The following is a 22,418-nucleotide window of genomic DNA, read 5'->3' as shown; positions in this document are numbered from 1 at the left end:
CCATTTGAAAAATGACAAAGCATACTAGCGCATGCCAGCGGGCTTTAACTCAACATCAAAACCTGTAACATGTGACCAATTGATGCCCTCAGGAATCCGAAGTTTAAAGCGATAAAACCGTGCTCTTGCACGAGAATGAATTTGCCCAGTATGATGAGAAGGCTGTTTTTCCGGAAGCCAAATAACTTCATCTTCAAGGGATTGCCGCAAACGCATTCCCACAGAAAGATAAAACTTGCTGCTATCCACCTGAGGCATAATATTTTTAATCCGAGTTACCATGCCATTGGTCTGCCCCATTTCTTGTGAGATAATAACACAAGCCATAGGTTGACCGGAAAATGATCCAAGCCTTCCTTGATGATCAAACCCTCCAAGAACTGAAGATTCATTTTGCCAAACTTTACTGTCGAGAGAAAAGGGCAAATCATCAATACTCTCTGAAACAAGATCAAGACCTTCTAGGGTGCACCCTGCTGAGAAAATGGGTAAGATCATTTGGATGTCGACAACAGCTTTTGTCCATTTTTGCAATCCCCAATCATAAATAAGTAAAACGCGTTTTTGGGTTGTGTCATCGGCATTAATCATCCAATAAACGCGATTATACACACCATCGATGGCAGCAGATAAAGTTGATAAGTTATTATAACTAGATTTTTTTGTCATGGTGCGATCAACTTTTTCAAAGCCAATTGGTATAATTTGTCCCCCACTGGTTATTTGATAAAATCCACCTTCATCAGCGAAAAAAGCAAAATCTCCTCGACAAACAATCGAATCTGAGTTTTTTGCTCCACGTTTATCGTGTATTTTTTGAAAACTGAAAATAATCTTCGATCCAGGAATAAAGGATCCAGCATAGATTGCGGAACGCATAAAAATGATAGGATTTGTTGTTTCTGTTGCTCCTTGCACAGACCCACCATCTGGGAAATCTTGATAATCACAGCCTTTTTTGCCAACAGTCCAAAATTCGGCATCATTCAACCCTGACCAATGGATGCGGCGTGGATACTCTGTTAACTTCATCAAACAAACGAAATCTCCCCATACACGAACAATTCCAGCTTGTGGTGGATTTCCTCCTAAATTTCTAAATCTTTCATCATGCTCAATATCGATCACTTGAGGTTTATCATTTGCATTGACAGCAATGACATAATCACCAAACAAAGCAAAAGACCATGGAGCATCAACATTAGCGAGATAGGGTATTTTTTTTCGGCTAATATTCTTCCACTGCCTTGTTGTGTTGTCGAGAATGTAGATTTTTTGTTCCGTTCCGGCAATAATGGATACGCCAGATTTTGTTTTGATAGCAATAGCGCTTAAAATGGGATCTGGACAAGGATCTGTCCAAGGAATAAAGCTTGGCATGGGGATATAGGATCCATCAGCAGGCAATACATTAACAAGCTCATCAGTAAAAACACCATTAATATCGGCAACATCAGGGCGATAATCAGCAATTGGAAAAAAAGCCATTTAAAACCTCATCGGAAGAATATTTGAAGCATTCCTTCGGTACGATGTTTCTATACGTAAAGCTTTGACCTGTTCTTGAAAATCATTGAAAGCACTAGCAGCACCTTCAGGATCTTTGAGAATATTTTTGTAAAGTTCATATTTTGCGCGAGCTTTAATAAGATCAAATGCATACATCATCCAAGGACTATCATTCTGTATGATACTCTTTCCCTTATCATATCCAATCGTACAAAAAAAACGTACGTCATAAACATCTTGAGGTGTTGGGAACAGTCCTATTTTTTGATCACTACAGGTATAAAAATAGGGAGTTCCTTGCGATGAATGGGATCCATATTGTTGTTGTAATAGTTCTATAGATTTATAAAATAATTGGATTTGCGTTGCAGAATGGGTTTCTAAAAAAACAGAATCGAGAACCATATTCGGTTCAAGAAAGAAACCATCTTGTTGCCCATACCATATTTTTCCTATTTGTGTTTTAAATGTTACCACTTTCTTTTCATTGAAGAAAAAAGACTCTTGTGTACAAAAACGCATAGCAGTAAAAATTGAGTTTTGAATTTGCTCTAAATATTCAGATGTTGTATCATCAATTTCATCTTGAATGATTTCTACCATACGAGAAAAGTCATCAAGATTTTTTGAGTCAGTGGCATCATAATAATTGGAATAAGCGGATAAAACAGTCATGAGCAGTCATAATCCTTTTGAAATGAGGTATTGCAGCGATTGCACTTTTTAAATGTTTTTCTCCCAAACAAATGATCTGCTGGGAGAAATATTTTATAAGCTTGCAAGCAATCTTTAAGCAGGAGCTCCGTAAGTTGGGATCACGATTGTGCCGAAATCCTGCATACCCTGTTCACTTCCCGGTAATTTGAAGCATGTTTTTTTCATACCGATAATAGTTTTTGCTGCCACACCGAATTCGCGTTCATAATCGAAGAGTTCTTCCACCAATTTATAGCGTGTAGCTCCGCGATCCTTACCAAAAGCGATGACAGCACTTTGCGCTCCAAGCAAAACAGCTCGACGAACATTTGTAACAGCATTATTTGACGTCCCTGATTCCACACCTTCTGTAACATGTTCGGCTTCACGCAAAATAACGCCATTATACATACCAAGCGACCCATCATAAAGCGGGTTTTTTATGCGGCTTCCACTATAAATCGCCTTCGTAATGTCCAGCCACTGCCCAGCATCTGTATTGGTTCGTAATTGTGTTACCTGTGTTGGGTGAAGATAAAGAACATAAACATTTTCTCCCTCTATACGCACTGGTCTAATTTTAGGATTTGCAAGCTTAGCACGTTCGACAGCTTTATCGATCAGCTTAAGATCAAAGACATCGCTTGCTTTCAAATCCTCGTCTTTTGTTTTTCCATTGGGGCGAACAATACGTTTATCGGTTGGTGCAGTTGGGGCATTAAATCCATAATGAACGGGTTTAAGCGTAATGCTACGTCCTTCAAAATTAATAGATTTTGCGGTATAGCCACAAACTTGGATGAAGAACATCATGCTTAAACGATCCACATACCAATCAACCAAACCATTTTTCGCTTCGGTACGCAAATCATGGAGAATACGTTGTTGATCAATGGTGCCTTCATTTTTAACACGCACAGCATGAACAAGTTCATTGACTGCCAAGCGATCATTAAGAAACTGCAGGGCTTCTTCATGTCCTTCAAGTGTTTGTCCTTCACTTACCCCATCACCGAGCAACTGCACACGCAAGCCAAAGCTGATCGCATCTCCACTTGCCTTATTGGTTTCATCTTTTAATTGTATAATGCTATTGGAGTCTTTTCCAATTAACGGAGCAATTGGGATTGCCTTGGAAACTTCTTGATTAAGTAATTTAGACCATGTGCGCACGGCCATTGGGTCATTAAGTCCTATATAGGTTGTGGTCATTGTATCCTCTTAAGATTATTGACATAAAAAATCCGGCAAAGCGCCGGTTGTTGACTGCCCACATTTCTCTGTTTCTAGATAGTGGATTGATTTATTGTGTATTTGTATGATACTTTCTGATAGCTTTTGCCTCCCCTCCCCCTTTTTAGAGGTTTCCTCTAAACATTCTTCCTTTAAAGGTCTCCCCCTATATTCTTGCTTTGAGAAGCTTTCTTTATCATTGCCTTCTCAGATATCTCCTCCACCCATTAAGCGATTAAAAGCGGCTTTATTTTTTGGGTCAGTAACCCAAACACTAAATTCTGCCTCTGACATCTTATCGAGCATATCCAAAGAAATGGGACCACTAGACGTCAAACCATTATAGGCAGCAAGTGTGCGCGCAGAATTATGCCTTTCTTGCAAATTTTCAACAATATTGCTTTGAGTATTTGTATATCCAATCTTTTGCGCAATATTGTAAATCAATTCTGCAGGATTTTGATTTTTTTGCGCACAATCGCGTAGAATCTGCTTAAATTCATTTCCGATCACTGTATCAATAACTTTTGGATCAGACATTTCGGGATAAAGCGAAGCATAAGCAGCTAACTGGCTAGCACGCATATCATAAATAAAGTCAGCCGCTTGGTCAAAATCGTGGTATTTTTGTTTAACAGAAGCTACGGATTGCTGAAAAAAAGAATGTAGCTGTTCTGCATCAGAAGCGTGAGAATTGGATTGTTGTTTAGCATGCAACAATCCCTGTTGATGAAGTGTTTTTCCAAGCCATTGCATATAACCCATGAAGTCTTTTTGTGGATCTGGTGGCGTTTCTACCGCTTCCTGAATATCAGATGCTTGTGCACTAACTTGCTGTGCTGGCTGTTGTAATTGCCCTTCTTCACTCCCTGAAAAGTTTTCTTCAAGAGTTGTTACTTTTTCTTTCTCACTAATTTCAGAATTGTTTTCCTGCTGTGTTTCTGAAAGAAAATCCTGTCTCAAGTGATTTTGTTCTTCCGGTGTCAAGTATTCTTGATTCATCATGTTAGCTTTCTCTTTTTTCGAACAATAAGATATGATTTTCTTGAATGAAGCTGCTTATTTTTGAGCACTTGCCATCTGCAAAATAGGCTGCAACATCTTTTCAACAGCATCACCGATATTCTCAGTTCCAACATTACCACTGGATCGTGATACAGCGTTTTGATCTTCTTGGAGAGCTCTCTGCGCTTGCACTTTTACGGCAATTTTGTGAATAAGCGATGCTGGTAAAGGTGAATAACGCAAAAGATCGAGCACCATATCTACCGTTGTGAAATTTTGTATCAATGGAAGCAATTGCATAATAACAGAGAATGTCCGCTCTTTTTCATTAATACTTGTTGGCGCATCATCAACCACAATATCATATTCCAAACTGGTGATCATTTCCCGTGTCAATGGAACATACTGAGCGTTTTCATCGCCAGAAATACGTATCAAGCGTCCATCAGAGAGATAGTTTTGAATGAGATACAGAATAATTTTTCCCTGTCGTTGCCTGTATCTCCGTAAACCATCAAAAAAAGAAGCTAATAGGTTAAGCGACGATTGACGGCGTTGTTCTTCAAGAATCCCAGGTTGGTTAATCGCACGTGTCCCAATGAATTCGGGAGACAAGCCTGTCACTTGCATAATTGCACCTTTTGCTTCATTAAACAGTTGAAAAAATCCCTGAGGAAATTGTGCAACTGGTTTTGGCTGAATTCTTCCTCCAGAAACTGCTCCACTTTTAAGCCAAGTAATACTATCTGCTCTAGCCCAACTTTCTACGGCTTGGCGATCATCATCAAAGGCATCTCGTTCAGCCATAATACCACCTTTTGATTGGCTATTGAGCAAGTGCATAACTTGGCTAAAATATTTATTAGCCCACCGTTGAGGATCTTTTGTGGGTTTTACAATGCCGTAAAATTGTCTGCTTAACTTATCAAAATATCCGGTAATACACTCCCATCCCAATTGATTAGGAGGAACCAAGGGCTTATCAGGTTCTTCAAGTAATTTTTTTCCTAAAAAAGCTCGTTTAACAATTTTTCTGGTTAGTCTTGTCGCTGGAATGGAAGGAAAATCTTTTCTAAAATTTTGAAACTCCTGCTCAGAATAATCGATAAATTTTCCGGTTTGTGGATCAGGAACTTTATAGATAACTTCTCGTTCAAACCATCTACATTCAACCAAGGTAACCATCTTTGGCTTTTGCAAGCTTTCGCTACCATAGGCTTCATCATAACCTTTGCTCGTTTGGTGTAAAAATGTATGATGTTGAACCCAATCAGCATGCAGATTACTCCAATGAACATTCGGAAACATTTCCTGAGCAACTGCCAAGGGTTTTTCATCAATATACCACATGCGCTGTGCATCAATCAGGTTTGGTTTCACTGCACTTGAATCCCAAACCATTTTCATCGGATCCAACCGTGCAATAACTGGTTTTCCCTGCGGATTTTCTTCATAATCCAAGCGTGTATCTGTCCAACCCATACCGCAAATAATTGCATCCTGAAAAGCATCAGAATCTTCATATTCGCCACCAGCTTCATCACGAAACCACTCCGCAGCTCCGGTGAGAAGCTCATTAGCAAAGGCAGCGCCTTCTTGTCGTGGAATGAATTGCACTTGTCGTTTATTATTGCGCTCCGCGCCGATCACCGCATTCACCAAAGGAGCAATACGGTTAAAAGTCATAACGGGTCTATTTTGTTCGCGCAACACGGCAAGATCTTGCTCATTCCATTGTCGTCCATTATAAAAATCGTAATCCTCTTGAGCACTTTTTCTCCATTGTTCAACATGAGCGATATCATCCTGATACCAACTGACAAGTTTTTTAAAGAGAGCTTGATATTCAAGTGTTTCAAGTCGATTAGAAGAAGCTGTAGAATTATACATTAAAAAGCCATCCATGAGGTTTGAGAATGGTGATAAGGACGATAAAGATTTTTGTGTGGTCGGAGTTGTGGCTGTTCATAAGCAACACACATGAGGCCGAAACTATCAGCACCATGGCTTGCCCAATCATGTTCAGCTCCTAATCCGATATTACGCTGTTCATCACGTTTTTCATGATACCATGCGAGAGCTTTTCGTCCGGCTTGTGTTGTTTCACGGTTAAACCATATAGCAGGAAACAATCGCCTTACGGCTTCGATGCGCATTTTGACAGCTCCCACCCCTTGATTGGGAATAACTTTAGTTTGAAACCCAGCTTGTTGAAGAGCACTTTCAAAACTCACATTATAAATGCGATCTTTGGTCGCACCATCATGAGGCAAAACCATAAGGGCTTTATCATATCCCCTTTGGAACACCCACCCAACATGCTCTGAGAGAGGTTGCCCTTGCGCTTCATAATAATCCAGAACACGGATTTCATGACCGATGAATTGTGCAACCCATAAAGCAGTAGCATCAGCCTTTGCTCCTGTTCCACCAATATCCCAAAAAATTTTGATCTGCATCAATGGATCACGTGGAACAGTGGTGATGCGTCCTTCCTGCTCAGCTTCAAGAAGTGCTTTTTGATAATAAGCACCTTGAACGGATTGGAGATATTCGCCTTCCCAAATATGGTTATACTGTTCGGGTCTTTGTTTTAAATCTGCTTTTCTATCACGGTCGAGTTTTTCAGGAAATTGAGGATTATCACGCCAATTGACTTCAGTACCCTTTATATTTGGATCATCCACATTTCGGAAACGTTTTTCAACAGGTGCACTTTCGCGGAGCGGATTCCATGTCACCCATAGCTCAGCATTCCAATCTTTCCCTTCTTCGCGAAGAGTTGGGATAAGGGTTTGCCAAGCCATTTCGGTAACTGGTTCGGCCTCATCAACCCAGCAAAGAAAAATCCGTCCCATTGATTTAATACTAGCGATATTGCGATCAAGCCCAGCAAAAACATAACTGATACGCCCATCCTTTGACTTTATATACTTGTCACCAATTTCATAATAATCTTGTAAAAAAGAATAAGATTCGATAGCACGTTTAATTTCTTCCAACGAACTCTCATTAAGTGAATTTTGAAATTGTCTTGCACACAAAATGATACCGCGCTCTCCTGCTTTTCCGTGCCGATACCCAACCACAGCAGACATCAAAGCAAATGAACGCGTTTTGCCAGACCCACGTCCTCCCCAAGTCGCACGGACATCAGCTCTTCCAGAAAAAATAGGAATGAGCTTTGGAATAAGAGAAACTTGAGCGATTGTCATCGTAAGATATTATAATGATAGAGAAATAGAATTTATTGATATTCTTTATTTTGTACCCATTAAAAGGCTTCCTAGAAAAACTTCTCTAGGTTATATTTTTAAAGCCAACCATCATTGAGATAATATTTTTATTTTACTCTTTTATTATATATCTACACATCGCTACCTAAAGTGTATTATGCATAAATTATATAATTATTAATCAGAAGAGGCCTTTAAACGCCGTATGCAATCTGATTTGTAGACTCAGAGCATAAAATTATTAAAACATGCATCATACTCTAAGCTTCTCCTTTGAGCACAATACCTAGCAGTATTACTCGGGCATCACATCCTTTGCAATGACTGGCACAATCTCGACACGTGAGATCGTTTTGACATCAGTTTCTGTTTCTCTTGTACCTTGTAAAGGTAACACTTTTGCGAGAAGTGAAAAAAAAGGCACAGGATTATTAAGAGCGTGATATTGAAGATAAGACACTAACCCTTCCTCACCATAGTGATATCCAGCCATCTCAGCAGCTGTAAGAAGAGCTTCGTTGAATCGTTTTGTTGTTTTATTCAACGTACCTTTTGCCCGACCTTTTCGACGTGAGGGCATACAGCGTTCATCTGTCACAATCATATTCCTTCAAATAGATAGGATCCTATGGCATGAAAAATGATATGAAAATCAGCAATGAAATTGCAAACGGACACTTCTAACACAACCCCACCCAACGATCTCTTTCTCAACGATCTATTGTCCAACAACTTCTTAATTATGCATTTGATCTGCTTACCCCCAAGAACAACATCTCTTGAAAAGGCCTGTATCGATCACGAAACTTAGAAAATGAGCAAGCTCAGAGCCAGAGACATCAGAGCCAAAGACACCAGAGCCAAAGACATCAGGCCAAAGACATCAGAGCCAGAGACATCAGAGCCAAAGACACCAGAGCCAAAGACACCAGAGCCAGAGACATCAGAGCCAAAGACACCAGAGCCAGAGACATCAGAGCCAAAGACACCAGAGCCAGAGACATCAGAGACATCAGAGACATCAGAGACATCAGAGACATCAGAGACATCAGAGACATCAGAGACATCAGAGACATCAGAGACATCAGAGACATCAGAGACATCAGAGACATCAGAGACATCAGAGACATCAGAGACATCAGAGACATCAGAGATATTCAGGAGAATCCAAGAAAACCAGAACAGCTACCCACTGATTTCATCTTTTTGCTTTACCAACACCGTTCGCATTGTTCACACTACGCTCGCATTGTTCACACTACTCTGCCACCAATGCTACATATTGTATTGACCAAAGCATATAATTCTGATTATGCAACTATAATATCTTTTTAGATTTACCTTGTCAACTACTATATTTTATTATGCTATTTTTCATATCTATGTATTAAAGGCTCTATGTATTAAAAGCTAGGCAATCACCTTCTTTTTCAACTACCACAGTTGTGTCATCGTGAATTTGTCCAAATAAAATTTTTTCCGCGAGAGGATCTTGAATTTCTTTTTGAATAATCCTCTTTAGAGGACGCGCACCATAGAGAGGATCATATCCTTTATCAGCAAGGAACTGTCGTACTTCTGGTTTGATATGTAAGATTATTTTTCGTTCATGGAGCAAATTGTGCAATTGTTTCATCTGAATATCTACAATTTCTTCCATATCGCGACGCTGTAATCTCTGAAAGAGAATAATCTCATCAATACGGTTAAGAAATTCTGGACGAAAAGCTGATTTTACGACATTCATCACATCGTTTTTTGCATGATCAGTTGTTTGTCCTTCAGGCAAAGCAGTTAAAAACTCAGCACCAAGATTTGAGGTCATAATAAGTAAAGTATTCCGAAAATCGACAGTTCGTCCTTGCCCATCGGTTAGACGTCCCTCATCAAGTACTTGCAATAAAAGGTTAAAAATATCAGGATGAGCTTTTTCGATTTCATCAAAAAGAATGACCTGATATGGTCTTCTTCGAACAGCTTCGGTAAGCACTCCCCCTTCTTCATATCCAACATATCCGGGTGGCGCTCCAATTAAGCGCGCACCGGCGTGTTTTTCCATATATTCAGACATATCGATACGCAAAATTGCACTTGGATCTTGAAAAAGAAAAGCAGCGAGTGCTTTGGTTAATTCGGTTTTTCCGACACCTGTAGGGCCTAAAAACATGAAAGATCCGATAGGACGGTTAGGATCCTGCAAACCAGCGCGAGCACGACGCACAGCACGAGCAACCGCTTGAACGGCTTCAGCTTGTCCAACAACACGTTTACTAATCTCATCTTCCATACGCAACAATGCTTCTTTTTCTGCTTCAAGCATACGATCAACTGGAATTCCGGTCCACCGTGAAACGATCCGTGCGATATGTTCAGATGTCACAATTTCTTCAACAAGATTATTTTGTTGATCATCATTTTCGGCAATGATCAATTGTTTTTCGAGCTCAGGAATAACACTATAAGCTAGTTCACCGGCTTTTTGAAATTGTCCATTTCTTTGTGCGATAGCCAAAGCGTTTCGTGCTTCTTCAAGCTGCTTTTTTAAATCAGCGGCATGTCCTAATTTTTGTTTTTCGGCTTGCCAAGCATTTGTCATCTCTATAGACTGTTGTTCCAAGGTCTTGAGTTCGGCTTGCACAATTTGCAAACGTTCTTTTGCTGTTGGATCAATTTCGGTTTTCAAAGCTTCTTGTTCGATTTTCAGTTGTAAGATTCTGCGATCGATGGCATCAAGTTCTTCTGGTTTTGAATCAACTTGCATACGTAGCCGAGCAGCAGCTTCATCGATAAGATCGATGGCTTTATCGGGCAAGAAACGATCAGTAATATAACGATTAGATAAACGAGCTGCAGCGATCAAAGCGCTATCTGCGAGACGTACTTTATGATGTTGTTCGTATTTTTCTTTGATGCCGCGCAAGATAGAGATTGTATCATCAAGTGTTGGTTCAGCCACGAAAACGGGTTGAAAACGACGTGCTAGAGCGGCATCTTTTTCAACATATTTACGATATTCATCGAGTGTTGTTGCCCCTACACAATGGAGTTCTCCGCGAGCAAGAGCGGGCTTTAATAAATTGGAAGCATCCATAGGGCCATCAGATTTTCCGGCTCCAACAAGGTTGTGCAATTCATCAATAAACAGAATGATTTGCCCATTTTCAGCTTGGACTTCTGCTAGCACGGCTTTTAATCGCTCTTCGAATTCACCGCGATATTTTGCTCCAGCGATAAGTGCTCCCATATCCAACGCGTAGAGCTGCTTATCGCGCAAAGTTTCAGGCACATCACCATTAACGATGCGCAGTGCCAAACCTTCAATAATTGCGGTTTTTCCGACACCTGGCTCTCCAATCAGCACAGGATTATTTTTTGTGCGTCGTGAAAGAACTTGAATAGCTCGGCGAATTTCTTCTTCTCTTCCGATAACTGGATCAAGCTTCCCTTCACGTGCGTCTTTAGTAAGATCTCTGGCGTATTTTTCTAGGGCTTCATACTGGCTTTCTGCGTGTGGGCTTGTTGCTGTCTTTCCCTTACGCAAAGCATTAATTGCTTGATTGAGAGCTTCTGGAGTAACACCTGCTTTTGTTAAAATATCTGATGTTTTTGCGGTTTTTTCGATGGTAAGAGCTTGCAATACACGCTCCACAGTCACAAACTGATCACCAGCTTTGTGTGCAATATCTTCCGCCATAGTAAAAACTTTAGCCAATGGCTGTGAAAGATAGAGCTGACCATTTCCACCTTGCACTTTTGGCAAAGCATCAAGAGCCTCTTTAAGTTCGTTTTGAATAAGGGAGAGATTGCCCCCAATTTTTTGGATCAAAGAAGCGGATAAACCTTGGGAATCGTCTAACAAAACTTTAAGGAGATGTTCGGGCACAAACTGTTGATGGTCAGAAGAGAGAGCGTTATTTTGTGCAGTTTGTAGAAAACCTTGAAGCCGTTCGCTATATTTTCCTAGGTTCATTTTTTTTCCTTTCGTGATCACCGTCGCATCTTCATCCTCTAGGATATCTCGCAAGAGGATATCTCGTAAGGATCAACTAAACCATACAAACACCAACAACGACGCAGCATCAAGAATAACCGTAGTGTTAAATAAAATATGGGTTCTCACAAGAAAGAGTGCAAGAGGAAAAACACAACATCAAAGAATAATAAAAGTATATAGAACACACTGTGAAAAAAAACTACCGCAAAGAGTAACTGTAGTAAAAATAGAGAGAAGAAATATGCTTCACAATATTGGCAGGAATCACTGAACTTTCTGCTGAGAATTCTCAACGACAGATCTGGCCTTAACATCATGAATAAGGCTGCACTATTCCCTCTATCCCGTCAGCTTTAACAGTGGATCTTTCTGCATGTAATTTTTAATATTCTGAGATATTTTATTCTTCTTCGTCGGTCTTTTGCAGTGGTTGTGGTAGGATATAAGCTCCAGAAAGCCACCGATTAAGATCTATTGCGCGGCATCGTGTTGAGCAAAAAGGATAGGCATTTTGTTGTGATATTTTGCCACATACTGGGCAAGGATGAGAAGGACGGGAATGAGAAGGACGGGAATGCGGAGTATCGGAATGCGGAGACCTGAGTCTTTCTGTTTTGGCTTCACACATCTCTGCTGATTTACCTGAAAAATCTGTGTTTTTTTTCTTCTGTTTGAGCTGTTTCATTCATTGTTACCTATCCATTTTACCTATCAATGAATTCTTTTAATGTGTTTCTTCGACCCAATTGGAAAGAATTGGATAATGATATACTGTCAAGAGATCCATTGTTTCAGCTAATGGCAATCCAACCACATTAGAGTAAGATCCAGAAATATCGACAACGAAAGCACCGGCTTTTCCTTGGATAGCATAGCCACCTGCTTTTCCTTCCCATTCTCCAGAAGCGATATAAGCCTTCATCATAGCGGGGGTCAATCGTTTAAAACGGACGCGACTTTCAACCAATTTTACGGTTGTTTTTCCACGTTCATTCACTGCGCAGATAGCACCATATACTTTATGGGCTCTTCCAGAAAGGAAGCGCAGACATTCATAGGCCTCGTCTTCTCCCTCTGGTTTAGGAAGAATGACGCGTCCAACAGCGACTACTGTATCTGCTGCCAAGATCACTGTTTTCTTTGCTGACACATCCTCTTCACTGTTTTGGTTATACCACAGTAAATTTTCTTGTGCTTTAAGCGCTTTTGCTTTTGCTAAACGCTTTGCGAGATATGCGGGATGTTCTCTTAATTTTGGTGTTTCATCGATATTGGTTCCGTAAGCATGATGAGGATCGACACCTATCTGTGCCAAAAGAGCTAAACGACGTGGAGAAGCAGAAGCAAGAACCAACTGAATTTCTTCTAAATTGGATTTTTTTAAGTAGGTTTTTTTTATGATTCCCATTCCTGACCCCCTAAAAACAATTTTAAGCCATCAACTGATTAATTTTCACGCAACAAACGTTGTTTCTGCGGCGTTTTTTTTGCGCAGATTTTGTGAGTTTACCTGATCATTTTGATTTTTTTTTGCCTTATTTAAAATTATTTTATTTTTTGGCAAAATATGAGGCACTACAGATTTTACAAAAAAAACTACTACGTCCTACTTATAACGATATGTAATTCGTCCTTTTGTCAGATCATAAGGAGTCATTTCCACCATAATTTTATCACCTGCCAACACACGAATGCGATTTTTGCGCATTCTTCCAGCGGTATGAGCAATGATTTCATGATCATTTTCCAACTTAACACGAAACATTGCGTTAGGGAGGAGCTCAGTTACAATACCAGAAAACTCCAAAACTTCTTCTTTGGACATAAACAATGACTTCCTTCATAATTTTGTACATTGATCTTGATAATTCGCGCATTTATTTTCACGTTGCGGATTATTTTCAGCGTTCATACCCTATTTTCTTGAGTTTGTGAACAAGAATTCAGCGGAAAGAATCGTTATGAGCGATAATTTCATTGTCATCTTCTCATTTTGCGTAAAATGTCGCAGAAAGACAAGATATTAAATCAAATAGGATGCAGCTTTATTATCCCTAGTCTCTCTTTAAGGAACTTTTCATTTAACCTTCTCAACTCACTGCTTGACCTAATTTATTGCTCCAGCCATGAGGTTGTTAAGTCCCTTAGATAGTTGCTGCAAAGCAAGCAAATATTCAACATGTATATTCCATTTTCGACAAGATTTGAACTTTGTCCTGTTTAAATACTGACAAATTTGTCTTTGTCTTGGTCTCAGCAATTTATTGAACAAATATTCTGTTATTTTACTTTTATACTTGTTTTATTATTTAATGCTTGCCAATTTTTCTACTTATCAACAAATTGCAAAAATTGTTATTCTGTGTCAATTAACTTTGCAAAGAGAGCATAAGACTTTAAAAAAAGTAAGAGGAAGGAATCGCCTTGAACACTTGAAAAGGATAGATGATGACGAAAAAATCATGCGATGTAGCGATTTTAATGGGCAGTCAATCAGATTGGCAAACAATGCGCCATAGTGCGGATATTTTAACCTGTCTTGATATTTCTCATATTTCACATATCATCTCTGCGCACAGAACTCCTGAGAGACTGTACCAGTTTGCGAAAGGTGCGAAGGATGCAGGATTTAAAATATTGATTGCCGGAGCTGGAGGCGCAGCACATCTCCCTGGCATGTTAGCATCGCTCACCCCACTTCCTGTTTTTGGGGTTCCAGTACAATCACAGTCTTTGTTTGGTCAGGATTCGTTGCTTTCAATTGTGCAAATGCCAGCTGGAATACCAGTTGGTACATTAGCGATTGGAAAAGCAGGTGCTATTAATGCCGCGCTTTTAGCGGCAGCTGTTATGGCAGTTTATGATGATAATTTAGCGCAGCGTTTACAAGACTGGCGCCAACAACAAACAGCCAATGTCATGCAAACTCCTACAACTGAGGTTTAATATGATAAAATCATCCGATATTTTTCCCTCATCCCCTGCATCTGCCATGTCACCCTCATCACCCTCATCACCCTCATCGCCCTCATCCCCTGCATCTGCCATGTCACCCCCATCACCCCCATCACCCCCATCACCCTCATCGCCCTCATCACCTTCATCACCCTCATCACCCTCATCCCCTGCATCTGCCATGTTACCCTCATCACCCTCATCACCCTCATCACCCTCATCACCCTCATCGCCCCCATCACCCTCATCACCCTCATCACCCTCATCACCCTCATCGCCCCCATCACCCTCATCACCCTCATCACCTTCATCACCCTCATCGCCTTCATCCCCTGCATCTGCCATGTCACCCCCATCACCCCCATCACCCTCATCGCCCTCATCACCTTCATCACCCTCATCACCCTCATCCCCTGCATCTGCCATGTCACCCTCATCACCTTCATCTGCCATGTCACCCTCATCACCCTCATCACCCTCATCGCCCCCATCACCCTCATCACCCTCATCACCCTCATCACCCTCATCGCCCCCATCACCCTCATCACCCTCATCACCCTCATCGCCCCCATCACCCTCATCACCCTCATCACCCTCATCACCTTCATCACCCTCATCGCCTTCATCCCCTGCATCTGCCATGTCACCCCCATCACCCCCATCACCCTCATCGCCCTCATCACCTTCATCACCCTCATCACCCTCATCCCCTGCATCTGCCATGTCACCCTCATCACCTTCATCTGCCATGTCACCCTCATCACCCTCATCACCCTCATCCCCTGCATCTGCCATGTCACCCTCATCACCCTCATCACCCTCATCACCCTCATCACCCTCATCACCCTCATCGCCCCCATCACCCTCATCACCCTCATCACCCTCATCACCTTCATCACCCTCATCGCCTTCATCCCCTGCATCTGCCATGTCACCCCCATCACCCCCATCACCCTCATCGCCCTCATCACCTTCATCACCCTCATCACCCTCATCCCCTGCATCTGCCATGTCACCCTCATCACCTTCATCTGCCATGTCACCCTCATCACCCTCATCACCCTCATCCCCTGCATCTGCCATGTCACCCTCATCACCCTCATCACCCTCATCACCCTCATCGCCCTCATCGCCCTCATCCCCTGCATCTGCCATGTCACCCTCATCACCCTCATCACCCTCATCACCCTCATCGCCCTCATCCCCTTCATCACCTTCGTCTGGCATGTTGCCTTTTGGAAGTGTGATTGGTTTAATAGGTGGAGGACAGTTGGCACGCATGTTAGCAATAGCAGCTGCAGAATTGGGATTTCGCACAATTATTTTTTGCCCTGATGCTGATTGCCCAGCGGCGCAAACAGCCAATGAGCACATTGTTGCTGCCTATGACGATTATTTGGCATTAGATCGCTTTATATCCCTGTGCGATGTTGTAACCTATGAGTTTGAAAATCTTTCGCTTGAGATGGTTCAATATGTAGAACGAAGCAAGCATGTTTATCCTTCTTCCAAAGCTTTAGAGATTTCACAGGATCGGTTTTTTGAGAAGCAATTTTTAAATTCACAGGGTATTAGTACGGCATCATGGTTTGCTGTTGAGGATCATTCTTCTCTGATGTCTGGACTTTCTACATTAGGCGGACGAGGTCTTTTGAAAACGCGACGTTTTGGCTATGATGGAAAAAATCAAATAATGTTGGATCGTCCGAATGAACAAACGATTGAGGAAGCTTTAACTTTTTTTCAAGAACAGCCTTTAATTTTGGAAGAAATTGTTCCTTTTTTATCAGAGATTTCGATTATTTCGGCGCGCACGCAAACGGGGGACCATATTTTTTATGACTGCCCTGAAAATCAGCATAAAAGCGGCATTCTTCATAAAACATTTGTGCCTTCTCGTGCTCCACTGACTGTTCAAAAAGCGGCACAAGATATAAGCGTAATGGTTATGGATGCCCTTAACTATGTTGGTGTTCTTTGTATTGAATTTTTTGTATTAACAGATGGCAATCTTTTGGTAAATGAATTTGCACCTCGCGTACACAATTCTGGTCATTGGACACAAAAAGCGTGTGTAACTTCACAATTTGAGCAACATATTCGTGCTATTTGCGGTCTTTCTTTGGGCAGTACATATAGGCATAGCGATTGTGAAATGATCAATTTGCTTGGTAAAAATCTTAATGATTTCAAATATTTTCTTACACAAGATCGCACATCGGTGCATTTATATGGCAAGAAATCCATTCAACCGACTCGAAAAATGGGGCATATCATTCAATTAACGGGGGCAGCCAGCAGATATGAACGATAGTATCTCTGAAACAGATTTTATATGTTTTGATATTGTTTCGTAAAGTTTTTAAGAGTTGCAACTGTCATATTTAATACCATTGATTATCATGAATGATTAGATATAGGAACAGGTTATTTTACGACATCTTTACGAGATTTTTTCACAGCACCATTTTCATTTTTTTTGAGGCAACAATTTTTCTTATATTACGTAGACTGCGGAATTTTCAGTTTATTTTTCAACGTTCTTCCTCGACCTCATAGGAATTTATATTGGAAGTATGATTGCTTGACAAAAATAGGACTTTTTGTTAACAGATCAGTAGATTTCTTGTAATTTTCACTTACTTATTGTGTTGGTGTGTACTTTTGTTTCAAGGGTGCATTTTTTGTTATCACAGTAAATAAAGTGTATAGTGTAGTATGTACATTTCGGTACATTGTTACTGTAGCGTTTTGGTACTGTTTCGCTGAAATTGTAAGATCGGAATTGTAATATCAAGATTGTGATGTTATCATTGTAGCAGTAGCTTTGTGCATTGGGTCACATGATTATCTATAAACGGTGAGTATAATGAAGATTAAAAATTCGCTTAAAGCACTAAAGGAACGCCACCGTAACAATCGTTTGGTGCGTCGTAAGGGTCGTGTTTACATTCTTAATAAAAGCAATCCACGTTTTAGAGCACGTCAAGGTTAGTGATTTTTTCACCTACTTTTTAGGTATTTCTCTTTTTAGGTATCTTGGTCATTTTGTTTTTTTGAAAGCTTTTGTTTTGTTGCGATGGTTTGTTCTTTGATATTTTGATCTATTGAGGACTTATCTTCATGGAACATTTTGTGTTTTTAAAGGCTTTTCGATTGTGGATTTTTTCTGTTTTTCGGCATATTTTTGTAGTTTTTTTTCTTTTTTTATGTCTTTCTTCTTCTAGCTACAGTGAAAATCCTCCTTCATTGCTTCTTGAGGATCCCTCTCCACAGTTGCTTTTATCTTTAGATGACATAATACCAAACCAGCCTCTTTCGACGCCTCCTGTAGCTGACTCTGCAGTCACTGTTATTGAAGATTTTGATTCGGCCCATAATTATTTGCAGACTGACAGACGCAAGCAGCGCAAAGAGGCTGAGATTTCACGTTTACTTAAAGAGTTGAAATTCTGTGCCAATGTTGACAAAGCCAAAAATATTAGTAACCAGCTTCAACGTTTATGGTCAGAATCGGGCAGCGAAACGATTGATCTTTTAATGTTGTGGGCTGAAAATGCGATTAACGCAGATAATTATGGTCTTGCTCTTGATTATATTGACAATGTCCTTTCTCTATCCCCCAGCTATGCTGCGGCTTGGATTAGGCGTGCATGGATACATATTCAACTAAGTGATTTTAAACTCGCTATGCTAGATTTAAGCCACGCTCTAAAAATTGAACCTCGCAATTACATGGCTTTTTTTGAGCTTGGCGTTACCATGGAAGCCACCGAACGCCCAAAATTAGCGATTAAGGCCTATGAAACGGTTCTCCATTATTATCCACAAATGCAAAAAATTCAAAAGCGTCTTGAAGTTCTCTTGGATCAACAATCCCCACAAGGGATCTAAGTATTGTATAGGGATCTGAGTATTATATCACATTCCAAGATATTTCCTTAAAATAAAGAGATTCTGCATTGATTTTATTTTATGTCTAGCAGAAAATTTCGAACTGCTTTATAATGTCTTTTTGGTGTTCTGCGCTTCTCGACAGGAAATAATATATTCCTGAGACCTTATTGATTTCCAAGGGAGCTGTCCCTGAGAAGGCTCGTGGGCTTTTTCATATGGCACCCACCTACTTTGTTAGGTTCTTGGGATCGACCTTTTCCATCGGCTGTTGTGGATCACCACCTATTTTATAGAGAAAGAAGATCATTGTAATTCCTTGTTTTATAATCCAATCACCGCATTTTTTATTAGCTTCATGTTTTTTCATGAATTTATAGCAATTTGTGGTAATTTATGTAAGAATTGACCCGACAATGTCCGACATTTCTGAGTACCCACAATCTCCTTTCTCTATTCGGTCACATTTACGCCAGCTCGGCCTCTCGCAACGCGACGCTCTTTCAGCACGCAAACGCGACATTTTTTCGCATCGAGCCTGCACCCACCTGCTCCATTACTTTGAGCAAATAGTTGAAGATTTTTCCTGCATGATTTTGGCGGGTTATTGGCCAATTAAATCAGAGATAGACCCGCGCCCTCTGTTCAATGCAATAACGTTGCGAGGTGGTATTTTAGCATTACCTGCAATACTTGATTCAAAAACCATGGTTTTTCGTTCATTTTCCGATAGCACAGTTTTAGAACCCATGCGGTTTGGCACCTTTGGCCCTAGTCCAGAAGATGCAATTATTGTTCCCAATTTTATTATTGTCCCACTTTCAGCGTTTGACAGTGATTGTCACCGTCTTGGTTATGGAGGAGGATACTATGACCGTACGGTTGCATCACTTACAAAACAAGGGTACCAGACTCATTTATTGGGTTTAGGCTTTTCGTGTCAAAAAGTTGATAATATTCCTCATGCGGAGCATGATCTGATTGTGAGTAAAATTTTTACAGAAGAAGGTTTCATAGAAGCTAGAATGTGATTGAATTTTTATGCGATTTTTATTTTTGGGTGACATTGTCGGCACAACGGGTTGTTCGGTTGTTTTTGAAGAACTTCCACGGTTAATTGAGATGTGGCGGCTTGATTTTGTTGTGGTCAATGGTGAAAACGCATCTGGTGGTTTTGGCATTAGCCAAGAGATTTATCAAGATCTTTTATCGATAGGGGTTGATGTTGTTACAACAGGCAACCATGCATTTGAATGCCAAGAAACATTTCAATATGCGCATGAGAATGATCGTTTTTTGCGTCCAGCTAATTTTGCTAAAGGCACTCCGGGGAGGGGTTCGAATATTTTTACAGCGAAGAATGGTGCTCGTGTTCTTGTTGCCAATATTTTGGGAGCTATTTTTATGCCGTGCAAGGTAGATGATCCATTTGAAACGGCTGAAAAGATTTTATTTTCCTGTTCTCTCAATGAGCATGTAGACGCAATTATTTTTGACTTTCACGCAGAAACCACGAGTGAGAAACAGTGTTTTGGTCATTTTCTTGATGGGCGCGTTAGTGTTATTGTTGGAACGCACACGCATATTCCCACGGCTGATGCTCAAATTTTAGAGGGTGGCAGTGCTTATTTGTCGGATGCCGGTATGTGTGGCGATTATAATTCGTCTATTGGCATGGACAAAGAAGAGCCACTACACCGTTTTCTTTATAAGAAGAAGCAGAATCGTTATGAACCTGCCCGTGGTCCTGCAACACTTTGCGGCTTAGCGGTTGAAATTTCGGATCGTACGGGTTTAGCCAAGCAAGTCTCTGCAGTGCGTATTGGACCACATTTAAAACCTGAAATTCCGGATTTTTGGTAACATTTTTTAGGATATTTTTTAACAGGATGTCTTCTGACAGAATATTTTATTCGTGCTTTTCTTTATAGTATAATATTTTTTGGAATGCGACTTGTACAGTTACCGCCAACATTATGTGAGATTAGCTTTTTTGTACTATTGTTTAAGACTAAAACAGGCGCTATGAGCAGTTTTTTTATAATTCATTACAGTCCTTTTCTCCCATGATTTTTCTGCATCGTCCAGTTATTTTTCTCATGCGAGTATTTTATAAGACATTTTGTTTCCCATCGCATCATTCCTTGAATGTTCTCTTAAGAAGACGCATTCAGCAATCGTCTATACCATTAATTTTCTTGAAGACTTAAACTATTATTCGTTGAATGATAGCACCACACCTAGCTAATTTTTCTTCCAAGCGTTCGAATCCACGATCGAGATGGTACACACGATTTACGACAGTTTCTCCTTTTGCGGCGAGTGCGGCAATCACAAGAGAAACGGAAGCACGTAAATCTGTTGCCATGACTTGAGCACCTTGCAAATTTTTGGTTCCATAGACGGTTGCTGTCTGTCCATCGAGTTTGATCTGAGCGCCTAGACGAGTTAGTTCTTGCACATGCATGAATCGATTTTCGAAAATAGTTTCGGTGATACGAGAAGTTCCCTGAGCACAGGTCATCAGCGCCATAAATTGCGCCTGCAGATCGGTTGGAAAAGCGGGATAAGGGCCTGTTGAGATATCCACAGGCATTATTTTTGTTTTCCGCTGATTTCGTTTAACGTGAATTCCTTCAGGTTTTATATTGATATCGAGGCCTGTTTTTTTTAGAATCTCAATCACTTTTGTAAGATGATTATGATCTGCATTTTTTAGGAAGACGTCTCCTCCGGTCATAGCAGCGACCATAGCATAAGTACCTGCTTCGATTCTGTCAGCGATGACACGTACTCTTGCGCCATTGAGTTTTTCGACGCCCTTTATAGTTATTGTTTCTGTTCCTTCCCCGGTTATTTTTGCGCCCATTGCATTAAGAGCTTGGATAAGATTTATGACTTCTGGCTCACGAGCGGCATTTTCCAGTATAGTTGTTCCGTTTGCGGTTGCAGCTGCCATGAGCATAACGTGAGTTCCACCAACAGTAACTTTAGGGAATCGGTACTGTGCTCCTTTGAGTCCTTTTTGCGCTTTAGCATGTACATATCCATTTTCGATAGTAACCTGTGCGCCTAGAGCTTTTAGTCCCTCGAGGATAAAATCGACAGGTCTCGTTCCGATAGTGCATCCTCCCGGCAATGAGATATAGGCTTCTCTGCATCGTGCGAGCAGCGGCCCGATCACCCAAAAGCTTGCCCTCATTTTTTTAACGAGTTCGTATGGTGCACGTGTTGTTGTTATTTTTTGTGCAGTAAAATGGATTGTTCTTGCTCCGACACAATCGTGATGCTCTTTCTGTCCTTCGACGGTATATCCGACACCGTGATTATTCAGGATACGGATTAACAACTCGACATCTGCGAGATGAGGAATATTATCTAAAGTAAGAGTATCCTCTGTCAGCAAAGAGGCAATCATAAGAGGCAATGCGGCGTTTTTTGCGCCTGAGATAGGAATTTCTCCTCTTAGGCTTTTTCCGCCAACGATCTGAATAGAATCCATAGTAGTTTTACTCTTTCCCTTTGAGCTACCCCTTCCAAAGACTTTGACTCTTTGGGAAGTTATTGTCTTGCCATAATTTTAGAACGAATCTTTGAAAGAGAGGTTGCATAGATGCCGTAAAAAAAACAAAATTAGAAGTCTTTTCAAGCTTCTTTTTGTGATCTTTTTCGATTTTGTTCTTTTCTGCGTTTTAAATTTTCTCGCAATTGCTGTGCCAGTCTTTCTTGGCGTTTTTTTTCTTTTTCGCTTTGGGAGTTAATTTTGTCTTCTGTTGTATTTGGATGCAAATGTATCATTATTGTACAGTCTTTGAGCAGTGTTTGTCTTATCAGAACCATGCGTTGCTGTTATGTAAGGCTAACCCGTCATGACACAAGATTAATTTTCTTGCAAG

Annotated in this window: 21 protein-coding genes and 1 other RNA gene; 8 read left to right on the top strand and 14 right to left on the bottom strand. The window is 40.6% G+C overall.

Annotated features, from left to right (window positions below; all coding sequences use genetic code 11):
• Positions 1–24 precede the first annotated feature (24 nt).
• From V3565_RS04460 to V3565_RS04430, 7 genes are all read right to left on the bottom strand, one after another.
• A complete protein-coding gene (locus V3565_RS04460) occupies positions 25–1,488 on the bottom strand; it encodes a hypothetical protein (RefSeq protein ID WP_455478007.1) in 1,464 nt (487 codons plus the stop codon).
• Entirely contained in the window at positions 1,489–2,184 is a 696-nt protein-coding gene (locus tag V3565_RS04455) for a hypothetical protein (protein ID WP_455478006.1), read from the bottom strand.
• A gap of 114 nt (positions 2,185–2,298) precedes the next feature.
• A complete protein-coding gene (locus V3565_RS04450; RefSeq protein WP_455478005.1) occupies positions 2,299–3,417 on the bottom strand; it encodes a N4-gp56 family major capsid protein in 1,119 nt (372 codons plus the stop codon).
• Positions 3,418–3,645: 228 nt separating this feature from the next.
• The gene (locus V3565_RS04445) at positions 3,646–4,440 is read right to left on the bottom strand and encodes a hypothetical protein (RefSeq protein WP_455478867.1); all 795 of its coding nucleotides are present in this window, start codon (positions 4,438–4,440) and stop codon (positions 3,646–3,648) included.
• Between the two features lie 57 nt (positions 4,441–4,497).
• Positions 4,498–6,333 (bottom strand): portal protein, encoded by a 1,836-nt coding sequence (locus V3565_RS04440; RefSeq protein WP_455478004.1) that lies wholly within the window; start codon positions 6,331–6,333, stop codon positions 4,498–4,500.
• Positions 6,333–7,658, bottom strand: coding sequence for a PBSX family phage terminase large subunit (locus tag V3565_RS04435; protein ID WP_455478003.1), 1,326 nt, complete (start codon positions 7,656–7,658; stop codon positions 6,333–6,335). The genes V3565_RS04440 and V3565_RS04435 overlap by 1 nt, the downstream gene beginning before the upstream one ends.
• A 316-nt stretch (positions 7,659–7,974) precedes the next feature.
• A complete protein-coding gene (locus V3565_RS04430) occupies positions 7,975–8,283 on the bottom strand; it encodes a hypothetical protein (RefSeq protein WP_455478002.1) in 309 nt (102 codons plus the stop codon).
• 210 nt (positions 8,284–8,493) lie between these two features.
• Between V3565_RS04430 and V3565_RS04425 the strand changes: the two genes are divergently transcribed.
• Complete coding sequence (locus V3565_RS04425) at positions 8,494–8,970, top strand: hypothetical protein (protein ID WP_455478001.1); 477 nt, start codon at positions 8,494–8,496, stop codon at positions 8,968–8,970.
• 105 nt (positions 8,971–9,075) lie between these two features.
• On the opposite strand, the gene clpB is transcribed toward V3565_RS04425, so the two are convergent.
• The 4 genes from clpB to infA all read right to left on the bottom strand — a co-directional run bounded on the left by clpB (position 9,076) and on the right by infA (position 13,498).
• Complete coding sequence (gene clpB, locus V3565_RS04420) at positions 9,076–11,649, bottom strand: ATP-dependent chaperone ClpB (protein ID WP_455478866.1); 2,574 nt, start codon at positions 11,647–11,649, stop codon at positions 9,076–9,078.
• Positions 11,650–12,073: 424 nt separating this feature from the next.
• Positions 12,074–12,358, bottom strand: coding sequence for a DNA gyrase inhibitor YacG (yacG, locus tag V3565_RS04415; protein ID WP_455478000.1), 285 nt, complete (start codon positions 12,356–12,358; stop codon positions 12,074–12,076).
• Between the two features lie 39 nt (positions 12,359–12,397).
• Positions 12,398–13,081 (bottom strand): Maf family nucleotide pyrophosphatase, encoded by a 684-nt coding sequence (locus tag V3565_RS04410; RefSeq protein ID WP_455477999.1) that lies wholly within the window; start codon positions 13,079–13,081, stop codon positions 12,398–12,400.
• A 198-nt stretch (positions 13,082–13,279) separates the two neighbouring features.
• Positions 13,280–13,498 carry a translation initiation factor IF-1 gene (infA, locus tag V3565_RS04405; RefSeq protein ID WP_004857577.1) on the bottom strand — a complete coding sequence of 73 codons (219 nt, stop codon included), beginning with the start codon at positions 13,496–13,498 and terminating at the stop codon, positions 13,280–13,282.
• A 623-nt stretch (positions 13,499–14,121) separates the two neighbouring features.
• Here infA and purE point away from each other — a divergent pair.
• On the top strand, positions 14,122–14,619 hold the full coding sequence (gene purE, locus V3565_RS04400; protein WP_455478865.1) for a 5-(carboxyamino)imidazole ribonucleotide mutase: 498 nt from the start codon (positions 14,122–14,124) through the stop codon (positions 14,617–14,619).
• Here the strand turns inward: purE and V3565_RS04395 are convergent.
• The gene (locus V3565_RS04395) at positions 14,616–15,839 is read right to left on the bottom strand and encodes a hypothetical protein (RefSeq protein ID WP_455477998.1); all 1,224 of its coding nucleotides are present in this window, start codon (positions 15,837–15,839) and stop codon (positions 14,616–14,618) included. The two genes, purE and V3565_RS04395, sit on opposite strands and share 4 nt — an antisense overlap.
• On the opposite strand from V3565_RS04395, the gene V3565_RS04390 reads away from it, so the two are divergent.
• The 6 genes from V3565_RS04390 (at position 15,782) to V3565_RS04365 (ending at position 20,385) form a co-directional block, all read left to right on the top strand.
• Positions 15,782–16,942: a 5-(carboxyamino)imidazole ribonucleotide synthase gene (locus V3565_RS04390; protein WP_455477997.1), complete on the top strand. Its 1,161-nt coding sequence runs from the start codon at positions 15,782–15,784 to the stop codon at positions 16,940–16,942. The two genes, V3565_RS04395 and V3565_RS04390, sit on opposite strands and share 58 nt — an antisense overlap.
• Positions 16,943–17,497: 555 nt before the next feature.
• Entirely contained in the window at positions 17,498–17,623 is a 126-nt protein-coding gene (gene ykgO, locus V3565_RS04385) for a type B 50S ribosomal protein L36 (RefSeq protein WP_332065818.1), read from the top strand.
• A 128-nt stretch (positions 17,624–17,751) separates the two neighbouring features.
• On the top strand, positions 17,752–18,522 hold the full coding sequence (locus V3565_RS04380) for a tetratricopeptide repeat protein (RefSeq protein ID WP_455477996.1): 771 nt from the start codon (positions 17,752–17,754) through the stop codon (positions 18,520–18,522).
• A gap of 123 nt (positions 18,523–18,645) precedes the next feature.
• A non-coding RNA gene (gene ssrS / locus V3565_RS04375) (6S RNA) lies at positions 18,646–18,806 on the top strand.
• Between the two features lie 132 nt (positions 18,807–18,938).
• The gene (locus V3565_RS04370; RefSeq protein WP_455477995.1) at positions 18,939–19,553 is read left to right on the top strand and encodes a 5-formyltetrahydrofolate cyclo-ligase; all 615 of its coding nucleotides are present in this window, start codon (positions 18,939–18,941) and stop codon (positions 19,551–19,553) included.
• 10 nt (positions 19,554–19,563) lie between these two features.
• Positions 19,564–20,385 (top strand): TIGR00282 family metallophosphoesterase, encoded by an 822-nt coding sequence (locus V3565_RS04365; RefSeq protein ID WP_455477994.1) that lies wholly within the window; start codon positions 19,564–19,566, stop codon positions 20,383–20,385.
• A 343-nt stretch (positions 20,386–20,728) separates the two neighbouring features.
• On the opposite strand, the gene murA is transcribed toward V3565_RS04365, so the two are convergent.
• Together murA and V3565_RS04355 are read right to left on the bottom strand one after the other, a co-directional pair.
• Positions 20,729–22,024, bottom strand: coding sequence for a UDP-N-acetylglucosamine 1-carboxyvinyltransferase (gene murA / locus V3565_RS04360; protein ID WP_455477993.1), 1,296 nt, complete (start codon positions 22,022–22,024; stop codon positions 20,729–20,731).
• A 143-nt stretch (positions 22,025–22,167) separates the two neighbouring features.
• Entirely contained in the window at positions 22,168–22,320 is a 153-nt protein-coding gene (locus V3565_RS04355) for a hypothetical protein (RefSeq protein ID WP_455477992.1), read from the bottom strand.
• Between the last annotated feature and the right edge of the window lie 98 nt (positions 22,321–22,418).

It is taken from the genome of Bartonella sp. B10, assembly GCF_053794435.1.
Note: the sequence above shows the minus strand (reverse complement) of the source record. Positions and strands in the feature narration are given on the sequence as shown.